The organism is Streptomyces sp. NPDC056231 (assembly GCF_048270745.1).
Lineage (GTDB): Bacteria > Actinomycetota > Actinomycetes > Streptomycetales > Streptomycetaceae > Streptomyces.
This window is the reverse complement of record NZ_JBLVKW010000008.1, coordinates 99852-119466: the sequence shown is the minus strand read 5'-3', so window position 1 is coordinate 119466 and position 19615 is coordinate 99852. Positions and strand designations below refer to the sequence as shown.

Sequence of the window (19615 nt, the reverse complement as noted above, 5' to 3'; positions counted from 1 at the left end):
GAATCCATGACTATCTGACGCATCGCCAGAAGAATCAGCATGGAGTCAGCATCGGTACCGCACGGAACCGTCCCGCACCACCGAGATCAACAATTCCCAGAATTTCGCTCTGACCTGCAAGAAACCTGCTGAACGGTTTGCCTGTCAATCTCACCGGGAGGTACCCATGAGGATGCTGATCAACGTGCCCTAATTTGGTGCGGCCGCAGGTCAGGGCCATGCTGTGGAGCCGTTGGTCAGCAAACTCCCAGCATGAGTCAGGAGCGGTGTACGTGGCGACCAAACTCATCCGTGGGATGGGCAGTTTCTTCAAGACCTGCAGCTGCAAACGGCAGGGCGGATGCGCGCACCCCTACGCTATCCGGTTCCGTGACGGAACGGGGAGGCAGTGCGAAGAGTCGGGCTACCCGACGCAGGACGACGCCCTCGACCGTCTCACGCAGGTCTACCGGGAGAAGCGCAGCACTCCCGTGCAGCAGTCCGAGATCAAACGAACGCTGGGCAAGCAGCGTTTCGGCGAGTACGCAGGCGCCTGGCTGCCGCGCCAGCGCCACTTCGCACCCGGCACGGTACGGACGGTCAAGCAATTGCTCGACCGCCAGATACTCCCGGCCCTCGAGTCCCGTCGGATCAACAGCTTCTCGCCGACTGTCGTCGACGACTTCATCATGTCGATGGAGGAGCGCAAGGTCGGGCTGGCCACACAGCAGAACGCCTTCGACACCCTCAAGAAGATCCTCCGGGACGCCCACCGCAGGGGCGGGATAGCCCACGACCCCTTCCAGAGTGTTGTCCCACCGGAGTACATCCCCAACCGGATCACCATCCCCACGCTGGAGGAGATCCACGCGTTGAAGGCGGTTGCCTCCGAGTCGCTCGCCGTCATCATCGATCTGATGTCGGGGTGTGGACACCGGAACGGAGAGGCGTACGCAGCCAACATCGAAGGGATGGTCGCGGACGACGTGTACCGCATCACCGAGCAGATCGAAGGGAAGACCCGTCAGCGCGCCCCGCTCAAGCACCGCAGGCCTGGCGACTTCCGTGAGGTCCCCATGCCCGCCACGGTCCGGGAGTCCCTGCTCAGGTACGCACACAACGTCGGCGCGGACCATAACGGCTTCCTGCTGCGCACCCAGCGCAGCCCCTACTGGTTGCACACGACGCTCGAGTACCAGTGGAGCGCGGCCAGGAAGCGGGCTGGCATCACACGGAAGCTGAACCCGTACTCCCTACGCCACTTCTTCGCCTCGAACTGCCTGTCCAAAGGAATCCCCATCACCGACGTAGCCGAGTGGATGGGACATTCGAACATCAACATGACGTACCGCATCTACCGCCACCTGATGCCGGCGTCAATCGGCCGTGCAGCCAAGGCCCTTGAGGCCGGGCTGTAACAGAAGCCGGAAGGGGCCGGGTCTGCGACCCGGCCCCTTCTTCACGAAACCCTCTGCTGCTGCGCCCACCGTTCAAGGTCCCCCACCTTGAACTTGAGGCGCCCTCCGAAGTAGTAGCGAGGGATTCCGTACCTCTGCGAATCTCGGTACATCCAGCGCTGGGACATATCCAGATACTCGGCCGCTTCAACGATCCCAAGGAACCGACGACTCATAGGGCACCTCATCTCTCACCGGTTTTCGGCCCCGATGGTAAGGAGCTAAAGCGGCCGCCCCTAATACGGAAGACAGTCGTAACGTGCCCTTCGTGTCGACTTTCGGTGCTCTGCCCCGCGGTAAGCGATCAGCTGCGGGACAGAATCGTCGTGGCCGGCTACAGGGGGAGAAACGGGCTGGGCTTGCCGTGCCAGGAGATGCGCAACGCGTCGCGGGCCCGGGTGGTGGCGACGAAGAGCTGGTTGCGGCTCTTCTTGAGCTCGCGTTCGTACTGCGTGGGGTCGGTCTTCTCGTACTGCTCGACGAGGGCGGTGCGCGGAAGAATGCCGTCGCTCGCACCAATGATCGCGAGCTTCTGGTATTCGAGTCCCTTGAACCGGTGCATCGTGCCGATGTGGACCTCGCCGCCACCCTGCGGGCCGTCCTTGGTGAGGGTGGCGGTGGTGATGCCGTGCTTCATCTCCAGGTCCGCCGCGACGCGGCCGGCCATCTCGCCGTCGGCGACGCAGACAGCCATGGTGCCGCTAGGGTCGCGTACGGTGCCGTCCGCGGCGGGCTGGGTGATGTCCGCGCGCCACTGCTTGAGAGCCTCGGCGAGCTGTGCGATCTCGTCGGTCCAGTCGGCGCAGGCCACGTACTCGGGAGCCGGGCCGTGCAGCAGGGAGTGGTAGCCGTCGAGGGTGTCGGTGCCGTCGTCGAGGTCGTCATAGGTGGCCCCGCGGACGACCTTGGCGGCCTGGTCGAGGATCTCCTGGGTGGTGCGGTAGCTGAGTGTCAGCTTCGAGGCGCGGCCGCGGATGTGGACGCCGACGGTGGAGAGGGTGACCTGCCGGTCGTAGATCCGCTGGTGGGTGTCGCTGGCGATGAAGAGGTCGCCCTCACCGGACGCGACCATGGCGCGCAGCATCTTCCAGTGGGTGGGACTGAGGTCCTGGGCCTCGTCGACGACGATGTGCTGGTAGCGATGACGCAGGTAGCGCATGGCGGAGCTGTTGTCATCGAGGTGGACCAGGTCGCCGCCGCCGATGTCCGCCTTGCGCTCGGCACGGATCTTGATCTTGTGGGCGCGTTCCATCTCATAGCGGGCCGCCCGTTCGGCGGCCTGTGCCCAGGTCTCCCGGCCCAGGCCGTTGAGACGCAGGGTGAACTGGTCGAGCAGCTTCCAGATGGCGGCACGTTCGGGGCGGCTCAGGGCCCGCCCCATGCCGGCACGGCGGGCCTTGAAGTAGTCCTGGCGGGTCGCGAGGGACTGGCCGAGGACGATCTGTTCCCATTCGTCGAAGAGGAACTCGGCGCCCCAGCGCTGCTCGTCGTGCTCAAAGAGGACTTCGCGCAGGACATCCAGGGCCCGGTCGTCGGTGATCAGGCTGCGCTGCGAGCCGGGAGCGGTGTTCTCGTTGAGGACGCTCTGCGCGAGCTGGTCGATGTGCTTGATGTCGACGCGGCCAAGCAGTGCCGGGTCCATGAGCGAGGTGAGTCGGGAGCGCAGGTCGGCCGTGAGGTTCTTGGTGTACGTGGTCAGCAGGATCGGCTTGTTGTGGCCGGGCGGCAGGGCGGCGGCGAGACGGGCCACGCGGTGCAGGGCGACGATGGTCTTGCCGGTGCCGGGGCCGCCGCTGACGCGGGCGGGACCGCCGTAGTTCCGCTCGACGATTTTGCGCTGAGTAGGGTGGAGGTAGACCTTCCAGGCGCGGAAGTCGCCCTCGGCAAGGACGTTACGGATGTCGTCGTCGACCGTGGTGACCGCGGTGCGGGTGAGGGCCGCCGCCATGTCGTCCTCAAAGCCCGGCTCGAGTTCGGTGGCGGCGGGCTGGGTGATCTCACGCTCGACCTCGTCCACGGACATGCCGGAGCCGAGGCCGGTGAGGACCTCGGCGGTCAAGCGCGGGGCGCCGGCGATGAGCTGGTCGAGTTCCTCGTCGATCGTGACGGTGAGGGCGAGGTCGATGAGCGCGTCGGCGACACCGAGCCGGCGCAGGTCTTCGGGGGTGCAGCCGGCGAGGAGCGGTTCGGCAGGGACGGCCGGTTCCGGCATCACGACGGGTGCAGGCGTGGGCTCGGCCGGCACGGCCTGATCATCCGGAGCCGGGGTGAGCAGGAGTCCCGCGCGTTGCAGAACGCTCTGACCGACGACGCCGAGGTCGACGAACTCGATCTCACCGGTGATCCGGTTGATGGCGACGGTGAGTTCCTCGTAGACGTCCTTGCGGTGGCGGACGGCGACGATCAGCCACTGCGGGATGCCATCGGCGCCGACACCGGCCCGGGCGAGAAGCGCCCGGTACGAACGGTCGATCTTGGCGCGGAAGATCCGGCCGTCGCCCTTGAGGGGCTTGAGGTCGAGGCTGGGGTGGTCGGGGTCGAGGCGGAATTGGTGGCAGAAGTCGTAGAACTTCGTCTTGACCGACGACTCCATCTTGTAGAGCTCGTTTTCGGCCTTCTGGTAGAGGCTGAGGCGTGCGGTCATCGTGCGGCACCCTGTTCTTCGGAGTCGGGGCGGGTGGTGGCGTCGGGAAGCGTGGTCAGCAGGGTGTCGAGATCGGCGAGCCAGTCGTCGGCCGAGCGGATGGTGAACCCGGCGTCGCGGTAGGCGCGCCAGGTCTTGTCGCTCTCCTCGTCCTCGTGGTCGTACGGCTCGGCCATGACGGCGATCCGCTGGTCACCGTGATCCCAGGCGAAGTCGGCGAGCCAGCCGCGTTCGCCGAGTTCGTAGCCGTAGGCGGGAGCCTTCTTGCCGCCGTCGGCCAAGGTGTGGGCGAGGCGGGTGAGGGGGGCATCGGGTTCATCCTCGTCGAGGTACTCGAGGATCTCCCGGTCCCACAGCAGGTCCCGCAGCTTCGCTTCCAGCGGAGTGGCGTCGGATGCCTCCACTGCAGGGCGCTGCGGCGCGGGTGTGCCGGTGCCGTACTGCACGACCAGGGATTCGAGTTCGCCGAGGCCGCCGAAGGCCTTGAGGACCGAGGTGTCGCACTTTGCCGCGGTGGCCGTGGTCAGCTGAAAACCGTCGCCGCCATCGTGGGCGAGGAACTGCAGAATGTTGGACCACTGGAGCCAGGAGCGCCAGCGTGCCTTGTGTTCGGGCGTGCCGAGCTGGTCGGGTGCTGTGTCGTCGAGGCAGACCAGGGCGGACCATTGGCCGGTGGCTCCGTCGACGAGGAAGGCGACGGGAAGACCGGACTGGTCGCTGCTCTGGAAAAGGTTGAGCGTGCCGGCGCCCTGGACGGGGGCCGGGTCGATGCCGTCGGTGCCGCCCCAGGCGTCGAGGAGTCGGTCGAGCGACTGACGGGTCTGGTCGGGGGTGCCGTTGCCGACGAGGATCTCCTGGCCGGTTCCGAGGAGTCCGCCGACCACGGCCGATGCCCGCCTGCCCCAGGCCGCGTCGTCCGGACTGCGCAGGTACGCGAGGAGCATGGTCATCGGGTCGGCGAAGCCGGTAATGGCGAGATCATCGCCGCCACGATCGGCGTAGAGCTGCTTGGCGATGTCCTGGGCACTGTGCGGATAGGGCGGCCAAACCGGCTCGGCCGCCTCCCGTCCCGAGGAGGCCTGTGCCGTGCCGGTCTGCCGCTCGAAGGCGTCGAGGTCGTCCCAGGTGAGCTGGAAGACGATGCGCCCGTCGGCCCGGAGCCGGTTGCGTTTGTCGGCGTCGCCGGCGAGCCGGTTGTGCTGGCGGGTGGCGTGGTAGCGGTGTCCGTCGAGGTAGACGGTGATCTTCTGCTTGGGGCCCTCAGTGCGTTCGAAGGTGAAGTCGGTACGGGTGAACCCTTCGTTGCGCTGGGCGGTCAGACGCCAGCCGTGGATGGTGCCGACCTCGTCGAGACGCAGGTAGGCGCTGTTGTCTCCACTCTCTTCCAGGACGGCGTCACCGCGCTGGCCGGCCCACCCGCGCAGGGCGTTGAGGAAGCGTGCCTCGAGGTCGGACTCGACCTGTCCGTCGAGGCCGATATGGTCGGTGTTGCCGACCGGTTTGGTGTTCCACGCGTCGGTGTCGGTGCCGAGGAGTTCGTCGAGGATCTCCAGGGCGGCCTGGCGGGAGACGCGGTCGATGTACTGCTCGTCGGCGTAGCGGTACAGGCAGCGGTGGCAGGCCGGCACGGCCTCCCCGTTGCAGGGGCACTCCTCGAGAAGCCGCCGCGCCCCCTCGAGTACCTGCCGGAAGGCTGCCGGGTCGGTGAGCCGGTCGAGGTAGCCGGTGCCGTGCGGGAGGCGGTCGTACAGGACCAGGAAGTGCCGCTTCTCCGCGGTCTCACGGTCCGGCATGGTGGCGAGGGTGGAATCGAGGTGCTGGGGGTCGCCGCCGAAGGCTTCGTCCACGCCCAGGCGCAGGGCCGCCTGGAAGGAGTGGACCCGCTCCTCGACGAGGACGGTCGCGGCGGGCAGCAGGATCCGCAGCGCTTCGGTCTCCAGCTCGTGGGCGAGCAGGACGGGTTCCTGGGGCACGTCCTGCTTGCCGCGCCGCAGCGGGCACCAAGGGGTGTGGTGCTTGACTTCGCGCTGGCGGTTGGCGGAGTTGTCGACGGCGTCGCGGTCGTCGTCGAAGACGGGCCGGCCGTCGGCGGTCGCGGCTCCACAGGCGGTGCACACATGGAAGGGGGCAATGCGCACGGGCCGCCCTGCGAGCTGGTCGTTCTCCTGGGCTCCGATGCTGAGCGGTCCGGCGTTGACGCGGCGGATGACGGCGTGGCGGGTGTAGTCGACGCCGAAGATCTCCTTGGTGTGCCGCCAGGACTTGCCCGGGGCGAAGTCCTTGGGAGCGATGTCGACCATGTCCACGACGGTGTAGAAACGGCGATCACGGTCGTCGCTCTCGTCGCCGATCCTGGCGTCCTCGCGCTTGTCGCGGGCGGTGACGACGCTGGGCTGGACGATCTGCCACAGGCTGCCGGAGTCGGCGATGCCCGCTTCCCCGCAGCGCGGGCAGGAGGTGATGTCGTGCTCGGCGTTCTCGGTGCGGACGTAGCCGCACGAGGGGCAGAAGCGCCAGTGGCGCCAGTCCTGGTCCCGGCCGGTGACGATGTCGATGCCGGTGATCCGGTGCTTGTAGCCCTCGGCGTAGAAGGTGTTGCCGGGGGCGAGTTCGGACAGGGCGAAGCTGCGCGGCCGTCCGTAGGAGAGCGGCCTCGACTTGTAGCTGTCCCGCCCCTCGGGTGTGGTGCCCTCGGGCCAGTAGACAGTGGCCTCCAGGGTGGTCGTGGCGTCGATGAGGGCGTAGTTGGGCAGCAGACCGAGGTCGCACAGCACGGTCTGGGCCGGCTGGCGCTGACGCGTGGCTCCCTGCTTCGAGAGGGCGCCCAGCTCGGCTTCCAGCTCCGCCTTCGTACGCGCCTGCTCGTCGTCGCCTTCCTTGAGCTCGTCGATGGCCGAGCGGATCGTACGGATACGGGTGCGCAGTTTCTGGTTCTCGCGCTCCCACTCCCGCTCGGCCTTCTCGATCGCGCTGCGGATCCCCCGGACCGCGTACTGCTTCAGCTCCTCCTGAGCAGTCTCGCTCACACCGGTCGGGAACAGCGCGAGGAAGCCCGCGACGAGCTCCTCGCCACGGGCGAGGGCGGCCTCGGTGAAGTCGGCGAGATAGCCGGAGGGGCCGAAGAGCTCGTCGACACGGCGCGACAGGGCGGCCAGCGGCTTGCCGTCCTCGCGCAGCAGGCGGCCGCGTGCCGCGAGATCGAGGAGGTGGGCGGTGTACTGGCGGCGCAGGATCTCGATGGCCGACAGGTACGAGCCCGGCGGCACGATCCGCCCGTCGATCATGTCCCGCGGCCGGTCGAGGAAGTACAGGTCGCGGCGGGAACGGTCGGGGATGGTGAGGAGGAAGGCGTTGCCGGTACGGCGCCCGGCCCGGCCCGCCTGCTGGGCGTAGTTCGCCGGACGGCGCGGCAGGGCGCCGAGGACGACGGCGGACAGGTCGCCGATGTCGATGCCCATCTCCAGGGTGGGTGTGCAGGACAGCACATTGGGGTCGTTGAACCCCTCGCCCTTGCGGAAGGCCTCCTCGACGCGCTCACGCTTGGCACGGGAGAGCAGACCGGTGTGCTCGGCGGTGATGACCTGGTAGGTCCCGGCTCGCCGGTACAGGCTGCGGTAGTAGTCGTCGCGGTAGTCGCGATCCCGGTCGTGCCGGTCCACGGTCTCCAGCCAGCGGTCACCCGCGACAAGACGTCCGGACGAGCAGCGGTACGACTGGCAGGGCTGCCCGTGGTACTGCGCCAGCAGTGAGGGATGAACGGTCTGCTCCCAGAAGCACTTCGGGCAGCGCACATACGACACGTTGACCTGGGCTTCGGACAGCAGCTGCAGGCGGACAGCGCCCGGCTGGAGGCCGTAGACGCGGACGGCCGTGTCGCGCGGGGTACGCACCGAGAGCAGCCCGGCGTCGGTGAGCTGGGGCAGCAACCGCACCCAGAACTCGTCGGCCTGCTCGCGGGTCATGTCGAAGCAGCGCTGAGCCCAGGACTGATACCAGGACAGACGCCCGGCGGCGAAGTCGAACTCGCTCTTCTGCTTGGGCCGGGCGAGCAGGAAGCTCGGCGCGGAGACTCCCCGGGGAAAGGCCTTCATACCGCGCGGGCGGCCACCCCAGATGAAGTAGCGGCTCGTACCCGCCTCGTCGAGGAACTTGTCCAGCCAGCGGTGCCCGACCGCTCCCCGCGTACGCAGCCGCTCCAGCAGGCCGCGCAGGAACGTCAGATACCGGGTGTCATCGTGCGCCGTGAGCGCCAGCCCATGATGGGTGGACTCCTCGTGGGCGGAACGTACGATCGCGACGGCCGCCCGCTCGTCGGGGATACCCACCCAGGCGGCAGCCGTACGGGTCAGTTCGAGGGTACGGCCGTTGCGGGAACGATGGCCGAACTCCATCACGGCCTCGAACGCGAACCGCTCACCGATCAGGTCCCAGGTCCTCTTGTCCCCACCGCGTCCCTTGCCCGACAGCAGTCGCGCGACTCCCGCGTCGTCGTGCAGGTCCGGCGGGACGACGGCGGCGAGCGTCTCACGGTCGGTGGTGGACAGGACGACGTCGGCGACGAGGTCGTTCAGCGCGGTGGACGGCTGCTCGCTCAGGTGCTTGGTAAACAGGGCCCGCAAGGAGAAGGTGTACGAGCGGGAGGCTACGAAACCGGCCCGGTGCGCGGCGTCCTGCACCGAGTCGTTGAACATCAGCGTCTTCGTCTCACGCTGTTCCTTGTCCATCTCCCCGCCGGTGAAGAGCTGGGTGATGGACGCGGCGGCCAGCGCGGCGGAGCCCGTACCAAGGAAGCGGATGGCATTGTGCGTGCCGCACGCCGGGCACCAGTCGTCCTTGGCTGCCCGTTCCGCGGTGTCCCCGAGCTGGACGAGCACGAAGACCGAATCGGGGCCTGCGGGCTGCGGGTTGCCCTCGTCGTCGTAATCGTCCTGAGGATCCGGCAGGCGCAGACGACGGGAAGAACCGTCGAGCACCATGAGCACGCCTGCCCCGCCGGTGGTCAGCGACCTCTGCTCCGCCCGGTCCATGGCGGTACGGCCGTTGCCCTCGCGAGCCTCGTTGTCCGTGGCCGCCACCAGGGTGCGCACCTTGGACTTGTTGGCCGTGACAGTGGCCCGGCGAATCTTGTGGGCCTCGAAGCTCAGCTCCTCCAGGTCCGACTCGGGGGCGAGCACCGACCAGCCGGAACGCCCGCACTCGCGGCAGTACACCGCGGGCAGGAAGACCTTGGTGTCACGCGAGGTGGTCGTGTCGGGCGTCGTACGCAGCCGGCTCTCCGCCCCGACCGTGTCCCAGGCGAACTCGGCCTTCGGCCAAGGCAGTACGCCCCGGAGCATGCGCGTGACGGACCGCGCCCACTGGTGCACCTCGACCTGTACGAAGGGGCGGCTGATCCCGGCCGGCATGTCCGGGTCGCGTGCCACGGACAGCAGGGCGACGAAGCGGGCGAGCGCCGCCGCGGCGACCTGCGGCCGCGTCGTGATCGCCTCGTCCCAGCTCTTCGCCCCACTGCGGCGCATCACGTCGAGCACCTCATCGTAGGTGCACGCCGTGCCGTCGAACGCCTTCAGGACCGCATACGTGAGGCGATTGCGCTTGAGCGCGGCACCGAGGACGACCGGATCGGTGGTACGGCGTCCGGTGACGGCTTCGGCGAGGTCCGCGAGCGCCTCGGAGCCGGAAGCCAGATCCGGCAGGGCGGTCAGCGCCTCGGGGGGTGCGGCCTGACCGGGAAGGAACTTCGCGTCCGTGATCGACTCGTCGAGCATGAACTCGTCAACCGTCAACCGGTTCTCACCGACGATCGCATCCTCGGTGAACTCGGCACCGAAGACATTTCCTGCCACGGAGAGGAGCTGCCGCACCCCATCGGCGTCGGTGCCGGAGGCGAGGGTCGCAGAGGTGGCAACGGGCGTGATCGTGCCGAGCGGCTTGCCGGGCCGGCTCGCGCCGACGGCGATGGCAAGGCGGCGCAGCAGCATGGCGACGTCGGTGCCCTGAGCGCCGTCGTACGTGTGGAACTCGTCGACGACCACGTAACGGATGTCGCTGCCGTCCCACAGCGGCGCGTCGGCGGCACGCTGCAGGAGCAGGTCGAGCATCTTGTAGTTGGTGATCAGGATGTCCGGCGGCGACAGCCGCATGTCCTGCCGGCGCGTGTAGACCCGGTCATAGTGCGTCGCCGCCTTGTCCCCGATGTACAGGCCGGCCCGTACCCCGCTCAGCTCGTCGTAGTCGGTGAGCAGTCCGTTGATACGGGCCGCCTGATCGGTGGCCAGAGCGTTCATCGGATAGAGGAAGATCGCCTTGACCCCGTTGTTCCCGGCCGCACGCTCACGGGCGCAGTGGTCGAGCACGGGGTACAGGAACGACTCGGTCTTGCCGGAACCCGTACCCGTCGTGACCAGCGTCGGCTGAGGTACGTGCCCGTCCTTCGAGGTGAGCCGGGCGAAAGCACGGGCCTGGTGCGCGTACGGCGTCCAGCCGTCCGTACGCACCCAGTCCAGGTGCTGCTCCCAGCCGTCGCCGGCCGGGGTGAAGGGGGTACGGAGGCGAAGGTACGGCCCGCGGAACATGCCCGTCGTCTCGTCCCCGAGGAAGGCGTGCAGCGCCTTGCGGACGCCCTCGTCGGCGAGGCCGTACGTCGTGGACAGGTACTGGAGCAGGCTCTCCTTGAGTCCCTGTGCTTCGAGGGTCGGCCTCACCGGGTCGGAACCTCCATCTTCTCCGGGTCCCAAAGACCCTTGCTCACGACTTCGTCGAGACGCTGCTTGAAGTAGGCGTGGGCTTCACGCATTTCGCGCTCGCGGTCGGCCTTGTAGAAGGGGGCGGTGTAGCCGTCGGGGACGGGGACAGTGGTCTTGGGGTCCTTCTCGTAGGCCTCCTGGTAGGCCTCGAACTGGGTCCAGTGGTCCTTCGTCTGGTCGAAGCCGTACGTGTACCGGTCCCCGGCGATCTTCCGCTCAGTGGCGTCGAACCAGGTCACCCGGTCGAAGTCCTGCATGATCGGGAAACGGGCCCGGTACATGGCGATGAGCGTGTCCGCGTCGATGCCGAGCCAGACGGCGACAATCGCGTCGATCTCAACGAGGGCGGCACGGCGGGCGTACTCGGTACGGAGGGGGGTGTCACGCTGCCAGGTGTGGGTGATGTCGTGCAGCTCGGTCCTGAGGTTGGGCCAGTCGATGGCCCAAGGCTCGTAGCCGGGCCACTTGGGGTCGTAGAGATCTGACCAGAGATCGGCGTAGGCGGTGGTGAGGGCGTTGAGGCGGAGGGTACGGAGGAGGAGAGCGGGGGCTAGGGGGTGGTCTTCCTGGGGGGCGGGAAGTCGCTTGGTCTGAGCGACGTCAAGATGGCCGGCGCCTGCGGTTCGCAGCAGATAGTCCACGGGGAGTGCGGCCAAGAAACCCGCCACGAGAGCAGTCAAGCGTTCGTCCGAGAAACGGGCCGAATGGACTGCATGGATATGCGTCGTCCCCGGCGGGATGAGTGCCGCATACAGGGCGCGCTCAGTGTCGGGCGCGACCATCTCACGCCACGCGACCCGGAACTCCTTACTGTACGGAAAACTCGCCTTCGCAAGCAGGAGCTTCTCGACCTGCTCGTCATCGACCTCTTCTGGCTGCACCTTGCGATTCTCGGCGATCTGGAGCCGAGCCTGCGCACGCTCCCCCTCCGACGCGAGAAGCGCCTCGTACATCTCCCAGTCGGGCCATTTCTCCTGTGCGTTCAGGAACACATCGCGAGAAGCAACGCGCCGATACTCCGACTCCGGTACAGCGTTGTCCGCAAGCGACCTCGGGTCGAGGCCGCGCACCTCGCCACCGCCCTGGCTGGGCTGCTTGAACATCGGGTTGGCAACGCCGATCTGCGGTCCCTTGAGGATGACGTCGATCCACGCCTTCGCCTCATAGTCCTCCTGACCGTCGGTCCCGGTGTTGTAGTCAACGAGCCGCTGGTCCTTGCCAGGCCCAAACTTCGCCTTCTTCGATGCGCCTTCGTCGAACCCAATAAAGATCCCCGGGTTCAACATGCCAAGGCGCAGAGGATAAGCACCCAATGCATCAATCGCTGGGTCCTCTGCCGTGCTTACAGGCGTGAGCAAACGCGTGTGCTCCAATGGCCCTTCATCATCCGCGAGCCGACGCCAACGCTCGAGGGTCTCATGCGTAACGCGAACCACACGCTTCGGGTGCGGTCGCTCGTCCCAGTCCCCGTTGAACTTGACCCCGGGATCCGCACCCTCATCGTCAGCAGCAGCGGACAACCGCAGCGAATCGACGGTGAAGAGCCAAGAAAGCGAGTCGAAGAAGACCTCACTATCTGCCCCGTACACATGTACGCCAAAGTGACTGGATCGCCCCACCGGTGGAGGGAAGAAGCGGTTCCCGGCATTGACAAAGTCACCGTGCACCCGTAGGCGCCGATACGCCGCCGTACGCAGTGCGGCCTCTGCACCCCCACGAAAGTGAGTGTCGGGATGCACCATTCCTGCCGTCCCGCCAATCCCTGTGTGGCCCCACACCTCGCACATGAATGCTCGATAAAGATCTGGCTTCGTTCCGGCGACCAACGGATAAACAGCCGATGCCGACAGATAGCTCGCCGTCGCCGCCGTATTCGTCAACTCGCGAAGCAGATATTTCTGCACCTGAACACGGGTGAGTTCGGCTTCGCGCTTTCGCTTCTTCTCCTCCCCCTTCGGCTTCTCCTCGAGCATGAACCACGGTTCATACTCCGCAATAACCGAATCTTCGTTCCATGTCGGCCGCACCCACGGCGGGTTACCCACCTGCAGGTCGAAGCCCCCCACCTCGCCCTCGAACACACCGGCGAAGTCCAGCTCCCAGTGCAGAAAACCCTGCTCCTCGGCAATGTCTCGGACGACACGCATCCACGGATACCGCGTCTCGACCGCCTTCAGCGCATCGTCCATGCCCATCTCGACTTGGACCAGGTCCTCAAGGAGCGCCAGCTCCTCCAGGGAGTCGATGGATGCGGCAAAGCCGTCTTCCCGAATGGGCTCCGTACCCACCATGGACTCCAGGAAGGCGATCCAGTCGTCCAAGTCCACAAGCGGGATGACGTCCCGCCGGCGTACCGGCCCACGGGGCTTCTTCGGCCGGGAGGGGGTACGTGCCTTCTTGAGCTCCTCCTTCTTCACGAGCTCGTCGTCGGTGTCCTCTTCCCCCAGGGACATCTGGTCACCGTCCATGGCGAACAGCATCCGGCTCTCGACGAATCGCGGCACGGCCGTGGGCTCGGGCGGCGCAGGCAACGGCGTCTCGCTCTCAACCGCCGGGCCAACCACCCCAGCCACCGACGACAACAGGGCGTCCAAGTCCGCCCCCGTCTCCGCTGCCACCACCGGAGCCGTGACATACTCCGCGTCCGTCCCGTCCAGCAGGCCCACCTTGTCCAGTGGCCAGAACCACAGCGCGCACCACGCATCCATGACCTGCTTGAGGCGCCAGTACGGGGAGCCCTCCGCCTCGAAGAGGTCCTTGAAGACCTGCTCCTTCGTCAGCGGCAGGCTCTGGTCCGCGTTCTGCTTGTCGTGGCGGAGAAAGGTGTACTCCTCCGCGCGGTCCGTCCCCCAGACTTCGATCGTGCGGGCAATCTCCTGCTCGCTGAGTTCCATGCGCTTGGCGACGAGCTTCCACAGGAACTCGACCCGACGGGCCGCGGCCTGGAGCCGGGCGAGCTGGCTCGCCTTGCCGCCCGTCGTCCTCGGCTTGGTCTGAACGCCCTTCTTCCACGCCTTCAGCTGATCCACCTGCGACCCGGCGAGCTGCTCGACCAGCTTCTTCGCGTCGCCGCTCGTCCCCGCGACCGCACCCCACCCAGGCGTCGGCAGGAGGAACTGATGCACGGCCCCGTCCGGCAGCGGCTGCTCCGCACCGTCCGCCGACGCCCGGAACGGCAGCTTGGTCGGTGTCTGCGCGCCGATGGTCCGCTCCTTCTTGATGCGCTCGGCCTCATACACCCACCGCCGCGCCCCGATCAGGGAGTTGCCACGCCGCAGATGCAGACCGAACCATGGCGCGCGCATGCCGGGGTGCATGGTGTTGAGCCACAGCGACACCTCGGCGAGCTCGACGCCAGTCTCGTTGAGGTCGATGCCGTACGCGTTGTGAAGGGCGATGTACGCCTTCACCTTCTGCTTCGCTTCGAGCGCCTTCGACGTGTCCAGGTTGGCGCCCAGCTCCTCCTGGCGGCGCTTGAGGTACTCCTCGGCTACCAGGTCAATAGCCTTGTTGAGGAACGCGCCGGAGCCGAGGGCCGGCTCGCAGATGGTGTAGCGCAGGAGTTCGCTCGCGCGGGTCCGTACCGTGTTTCCGTCGGCGTCCTTCTCCTGGTCGAGGCGGTGCTTGAGCGCCAGCTCGACGGTGACCTCGGTGAGGGACTCGGGGGTGTAGTACGAGGCGGAGGTCTCGCGGTCGCGGCCGGCCAGGCGGTAGACGAACCGGCCCGGGGCGTACTTCTTGGGGCCGCGCAGGCCGTGCTGTTCGGTGTCCTGGGCGGAGTACACGACGTGCGTGTTCTCCGAGTAGTCGTTCAGCCGGTCGGCGGGGACGAGCCAGGAGCCCTTCTCGGGGTCGCCGTACTGCTTGCCGCCCTTCTTGGCGCCGGGCTTGGCGACCTCGGCCAGCTCCTTCTCCTCGTCGATGATGCCGGTGTACGACATCAGACCTTCGTAGACGGCACCGAGCTGGTTGATACCGAGGTTCCGGTAGGAGATGAAGCCGCCCTGCCGGCCCTTCTGGCCGGCCTCCTTCAGGGTGAGCAGACGCAGCACCTGGTGCAGGGCTTCGTTGCGCAGCCGCAGGTCCAGCCACCGCGGTTCCTCGTCCCCGTCCTCGTCCCACCGGGGGTCCAGGACGCCACTGCCGATGAGGGTGATCGCCTTCGGGTCGAACAGCTCGCTGCGCAGCGGCTCGAAACGGAGGCCGCGCTGTTCGCTGCGCTCGGCGGCGGGCTTGCTGTCGTCCGCTTCGCTGCCGTGCGGACGATGTCCGAAGTTGACCTTGTTGAAGAGGACGTCGAGGGAGGCGTAGAGGTGGAAGCCGTCCCGGCTGTCCTCGTCGACCAGCTTTCGCTCGCGCGCGACCAGCTCGCGCAGCCGGGCGATCGAGTAGCCGGCCTCGTAGGTGGAGTCGTCGGCGGGCAGGATGCCCAGTTCGGGGCGGGCCTCCGCGTACAGAAGGAAGAGGATGCGGTAGAGGTAGCGCAGGGATTCACGGGTGAGCTGCTTGGCGAACGGGCCCTTCCTGAGGTCCTCGATCTCCCGCGGCTTGACCTTCGCCTCGCGCAAGCGGTCGAGAACCTCGTTGGCGATGATCTCGACCGACTGCTGGAGTCCCTTGCGCAGCTCGGAGTTGACGCCGACGGCGTTGTCGCGAGATGCCTTGATCAGCTCGTCGATGCGTCGGCCCTTGCCGTCGGGGCGGGGCGCGAGCATGTCATGGGAGAAAAGGGCGGCGAGGAGGGAGAGTTCGCCGGCCTTCGCCGTGTCGTTGCGGGCGAGGGCCGCGTCCAGGCCGGCGGCGAGGTAGCGGCCTTCGGCCCAGGACTTGCGGTCGGCGAGGACGAGTACGCCACCGCACAGCAGCAGGATGAAGCGGGGAGCGTCGCCGCCGGGCTCGTGGAGTTCGCTCTGGAAGAGCCAGCCCGCCAGCTTCTCGCCGACCTCGAGGAGGCCATCGGTGGTCTTGAGGGGGTGGAGGAGCTGTCCGGCCTCGTCGGGGTCGAGGGCGTCGTCGAGAGAGTCGGTCCAGCCGCAGTCGAGGGCGACGACGCCGTCTCCGTGCCAGGCGACCTGGAGCTCGTACTCCTTGCCGGCGTTGTGCACGGTGACCGGCTGCTTGGGCCGCTCGCCGTAGCCGAGGGCTTCGATGACGGTGGTGTGCCAGGCGGTGATGCGCTCGGCCCACTCCCCCGTCGGGTCGTCGTAGGTGCTGCCGGGTTCTTCCTGCTGGGCGCGGAGGTGTAGGAAGGGGCGCACGGTGGCCAGGTAGTCGCCGCGCAGCCGGGGCAGTAGTTCGCGCGGGGTCGGCTGGGGATCGTGCGGGTCGGTCTCGCGGCCGGTCCACAGGGTGAACAAGCCCTCGTCGCCCGCCTTGCCCTTCTTGAGGGTGTTCTCCAGCTCTTCGCTGAAGTAATGGGCGGAGAGGTATTCGCCGCGGTTGGCGAAGGAGTCGTAGGTGTAGCTCATCGTGCGGACTCCTCGGCGTGCGCGGTGGACGCGGCGGTGGCGTGAAGGGGTTCGAGGACGCAGAGGACCCGCAGCATCGGGTCGCCGTCGGTCCGCAGGCGGCGTACGAGGTCGCGGCGGCGGGCGGCCGTGTCGTACACCTGCTGGATGCGGCGCTGCTGGTTGCCGACGGCGATCAGGGCGCCCTGCTCCCAGACCTGCACCCGGTCCTCGTACGGGGCGAGGTAGGAGTCGACCTGCTTGTCGTAGTCGGCGCGGCGCTCGCGCAGGTGGGTCTCGGCCGCGTCGACGGCCGCGGGGACGAGTTCCTGGAGGAGGTCAGGGGCGACGGGCTGGGCGCGGCCGGGCATGCCGGGGCCGACACCGCAGGCGGCGAGGAACGCCGAGTCCATGCGCCATACGCGAGGGCTGCCCGCGGTGAGCCCGGTGACGGCCATCCACTCCACGACCGTCGGCTTGCCCGCCGCGTTGGAGTACACGCCTTGCAGGAGGTAGACCGGGCCGGTGAGGGCTTCGGGCAGGGCGGCGTCGATCCGCTTGGCCTTGGCGGGGTCGGGCTGGAAGGCGAGGACAAACGCCTCGTCGTACTGGAGCTTGGCGAGGACCTTGTCCGTCACCCAGTCGAGCACGGGGTGGATGTCGGAGGCGTAGGAGACATTGGGCCACTGGGAGGTGGGCTGGTCCGTCTTGCCCTGCTTGGCGTTGCGGGCGGCCTCCAGACGGTCGGCGGCGTACTGCTTGTCGAAGGTGATGCTCAGCGTGCCGTCGTACTTGGACGTCGTGAGGATCTTCTCCTGCTCCAGGTACGACTTCGGCAGCGCCCGGAAGCGGTACTGCAGGTCGTCGGGCGGAGTGAACTCGATTCGGCCATGGGCCGTCTCGGGCTTCCAGCCGAGGACCGCGCGCTCGGCCTCCGGGTAGATGAGGTCCATCGCGGCGTGAAAGTACGCCTTGGTGTCGGTGAAGACATGGGGTACGTCGGCCTCGGGCACCGGGGCCGTACCGAGGGTGGCAGGAGGAGCCGTCGGGTCGGCGAGCCGGGCGTTGGCGCCGGCAAGGAGTCCCGCGAGGACCCCGCCGGACTCCTGCTGCGACTGCTTGATGGAGCGCTCGACGGTGCCGCCCTTGATGAGGTCGCGGGTGAGGCGGTCCTCTTCCTTCTTGTCGTTGTAGAGGCCGGTGACGGCCTCGGCGCTGCCCTCGCCGGTCTCGATCTCGTGTGCCTGGGCCTCGCGCCGCAGCAGGCGGGCGCCGACGAGCCGGTCGTCGAGCGTGAGCATCTCGCCGCTCTCCTCGTCGCGCCGCCAAGGCACATCGGCGGTGAGGGTGAGCGCACGGAACTCGGGGCTGACCGCCTGCCCGTAGCGGTCGATGCGTCCGTTGCGCTGCTCGATGCGGATGAGGGACCAGGGCAGGTCGTAGTGGATGAGGTCGTGGCACTGGTGGTGCAGGTTTACGCCCTCGGAGGCGATGTCACCGGTGAACAGCAGCCGTACCGGCTCTTCGAGCCGACCGAAGCGGTCGACGATCTCCTGCTGTTGCTGGTCGTTGGTGGTGTCGCCGTGCATGACCTCGACGGCTCCGCCGTACGCCTTCCAGGGACGCGCCGCGTCGGCCTTCGCCTCGTTCTTCTTGAAGCCGAGCCGGGCCGGAACTTCCTGGGCCAGCCAGTCCAGGGTGTGGACCCGCTCGGAGAAGATCACGATGCGACGCTCGGAGCGCGGGCCGACGCCGAGTTCCTTCAGGGTGCGTACGAGCGCGTCAAGTTTGGCGGAGTCCTGGTCGGTGAAGTCCGCGACCAGCGCCTCCAGCTCCGCGAGCGCCTTGCTCTCGGCGGCGAGATCGGCGCGGCGCTCGGGGGTGTCCGCCGCGGCCTTGGCCTTACCCCTCGCCGTACCGGTCTTCGGGTTGTCCAGGTAGGCACGGCGGTTGGCGAGGGATTTCCGCAGGGCGACGTGGGAGGAGAGGAACGCCTTGAGGAAGTTGTAGCCGACCAGCGGATCGGCGCAGACCGACGAACGGCTGGGGTCCCCCGGGGTCCACTCGCTCGCGAGCTTCTCCAGGACGGCGACTTCCTTCGGTGTCGCCGGAGCCGGCACCGGCAGGGAGTCGCCGCGCTCGGCCCAGGGCTTGCCCTTGAGGCTGTCGCGTACCTCTCGGTCGGTCTTGGTGCGCCTGATGTAGAGGTGGTCGAGGTCGGCGACCTTGTAGTTCTTGGGGTCGGCGATGGCCGCCGGATCGAGCATCCGGATCAGCTCGGCAAAGGATTCGGCGTCGCCGTTGTGCGGAGTGGCGGAGGCCAGGATCAGCGCATCGGTCTGCTCGGCGAGGCGGCGGGCGAGGCGGTTGTTGCGGGTGCCCTTGTTCACGAGGTTGTGCGACTCGTCGATGACGACCGCGTCCCAGGTGATGTTTTCCAGGTGGTGGGCGTACGTCGCCGACTTGAGGGTGTCGACGGAGACGATGACGCGCTTGAAGTGGGCGAACGGGTTCCGGCCTGCCGGGATCTCCTGCTGAATGCGCTGGATACCGGTGGAGTCCAGGCGCACCAGCGGCAGAGAGAAGCGGGTCCACAGCTCGCGCTGGAACTGCTCCAGCACATGGGCGGGCGTGACCACGAGGATGCGCTCGCCGCGCCCCCGCCGGATCAGCTCCGAGAGCGTGATGCCGATCTCCAGCGTCTTGCCCAGACCAACTACGTCGGCGATCAGCAGCCGGGGCTGCGGGTTGCGCATGGACAGCGCCAGCTCGGCGGGACGCAGCTGATGCTGCTGCCGGTCCATGAGGAAGGAGTCGGCGAGGGCGATGCCGTGCTCGGTCTGCGGCAGCGCGGTCTTGCGGATGACCGCCTCCAGGTGGAGGCGGGCTTTGGCGTGCTTGGAGGTCTCGTCGGGCACGAGCTGGGTCTTGCGCGGATCGAGCACCTCGATCACATCCAGCCCGGAGTAGAAGATCGCATCCGTACCACGGACGAACGAGGAAACGCCGCTGGCCTCGACCATGAGTCCGTCACGGGACCCCGAGACGGACTTCACGAGCCACTGCTCGTGGCGGATGCGCACCTGGGCGCCGGGGGCGAAGGCCGGCCTGGCACCGGCCGGGTATGCCGACTGCGCCTCATCGGCGTCGCGCCCTTCAGGAACCTCGGGCTGCATCGCCGTGGTCACGTGGTGCTCCTCTGTGGACTGTGTGCTCGTGATGTGCAGGGTGGTCGTGCGGGGCCTGAGGCGGCCGACAGGTGAGACGGGCGCCGACGAATCGCCCCCTCGCCCTCTCTGCCGCCCCGAACCGATCTCGCCAGTAGATAGGGGGGAAGAGCGG

Annotated in this window: 6 protein-coding genes; 1 reads left to right on the top strand and 5 read right to left on the bottom strand. The window is 67.7% G+C overall.

The window, feature by feature from the left end; all coding sequences use genetic code 11:
* Window positions 1-272 precede the first annotated feature (272 nt).
* Window positions 273-1397 carry a tyrosine-type recombinase/integrase gene (locus tag ACNPQM_RS09800; RefSeq protein WP_418083708.1) on the top strand — a complete coding sequence of 375 codons (1125 nt, stop codon included), beginning with the start codon at window positions 273-275 and terminating at the stop codon, window positions 1395-1397.
* 41 nt (window positions 1398-1438) lie between these two features.
* Here ACNPQM_RS09800 and ACNPQM_RS09795 read toward each other — a convergent pair whose 3' ends face one another.
* From ACNPQM_RS09795 to ACNPQM_RS09775, 5 genes are all read right to left on the bottom strand, one after another.
* Window positions 1439-1612, bottom strand: a complete 174-nt coding sequence (locus ACNPQM_RS09795; RefSeq protein WP_418083707.1) for a helix-turn-helix domain-containing protein — start codon at window positions 1610-1612, stop codon at window positions 1439-1441.
* Between the two features lie 158 nt (window positions 1613-1770).
* Window positions 1771-4080 carry a UvrD-helicase domain-containing protein gene (locus ACNPQM_RS09790; protein ID WP_418083706.1) on the bottom strand — a complete coding sequence of 770 codons (2310 nt, stop codon included), beginning with the start codon at window positions 4078-4080 and terminating at the stop codon, window positions 1771-1773.
* Window positions 4077-10784 (bottom strand): DEAD/DEAH box helicase, encoded by a 6708-nt coding sequence (locus ACNPQM_RS09785; protein ID WP_418083705.1) that lies wholly within the window; start codon window positions 10782-10784, stop codon window positions 4077-4079. The genes ACNPQM_RS09790 and ACNPQM_RS09785 overlap by 4 nt, the downstream gene beginning before the upstream one ends.
* The gene (locus ACNPQM_RS09780) at window positions 10781-16294 is read right to left on the bottom strand and encodes a hypothetical protein (protein WP_418083704.1); all 5514 of its coding nucleotides are present in this window, start codon (window positions 16292-16294) and stop codon (window positions 10781-10783) included. Before ACNPQM_RS09780 ends, ACNPQM_RS09785 begins: the two co-directional genes overlap by 4 nt.
* On the bottom strand, window positions 16291-19461 hold the full coding sequence (locus ACNPQM_RS09775) for a DEAD/DEAH box helicase (protein WP_418083703.1): 3171 nt from the start codon (window positions 19459-19461) through the stop codon (window positions 16291-16293). Before ACNPQM_RS09775 ends, ACNPQM_RS09780 begins: the two co-directional genes overlap by 4 nt.
* Between the last annotated feature and the right edge of the window lie 154 nt (window positions 19462-19615).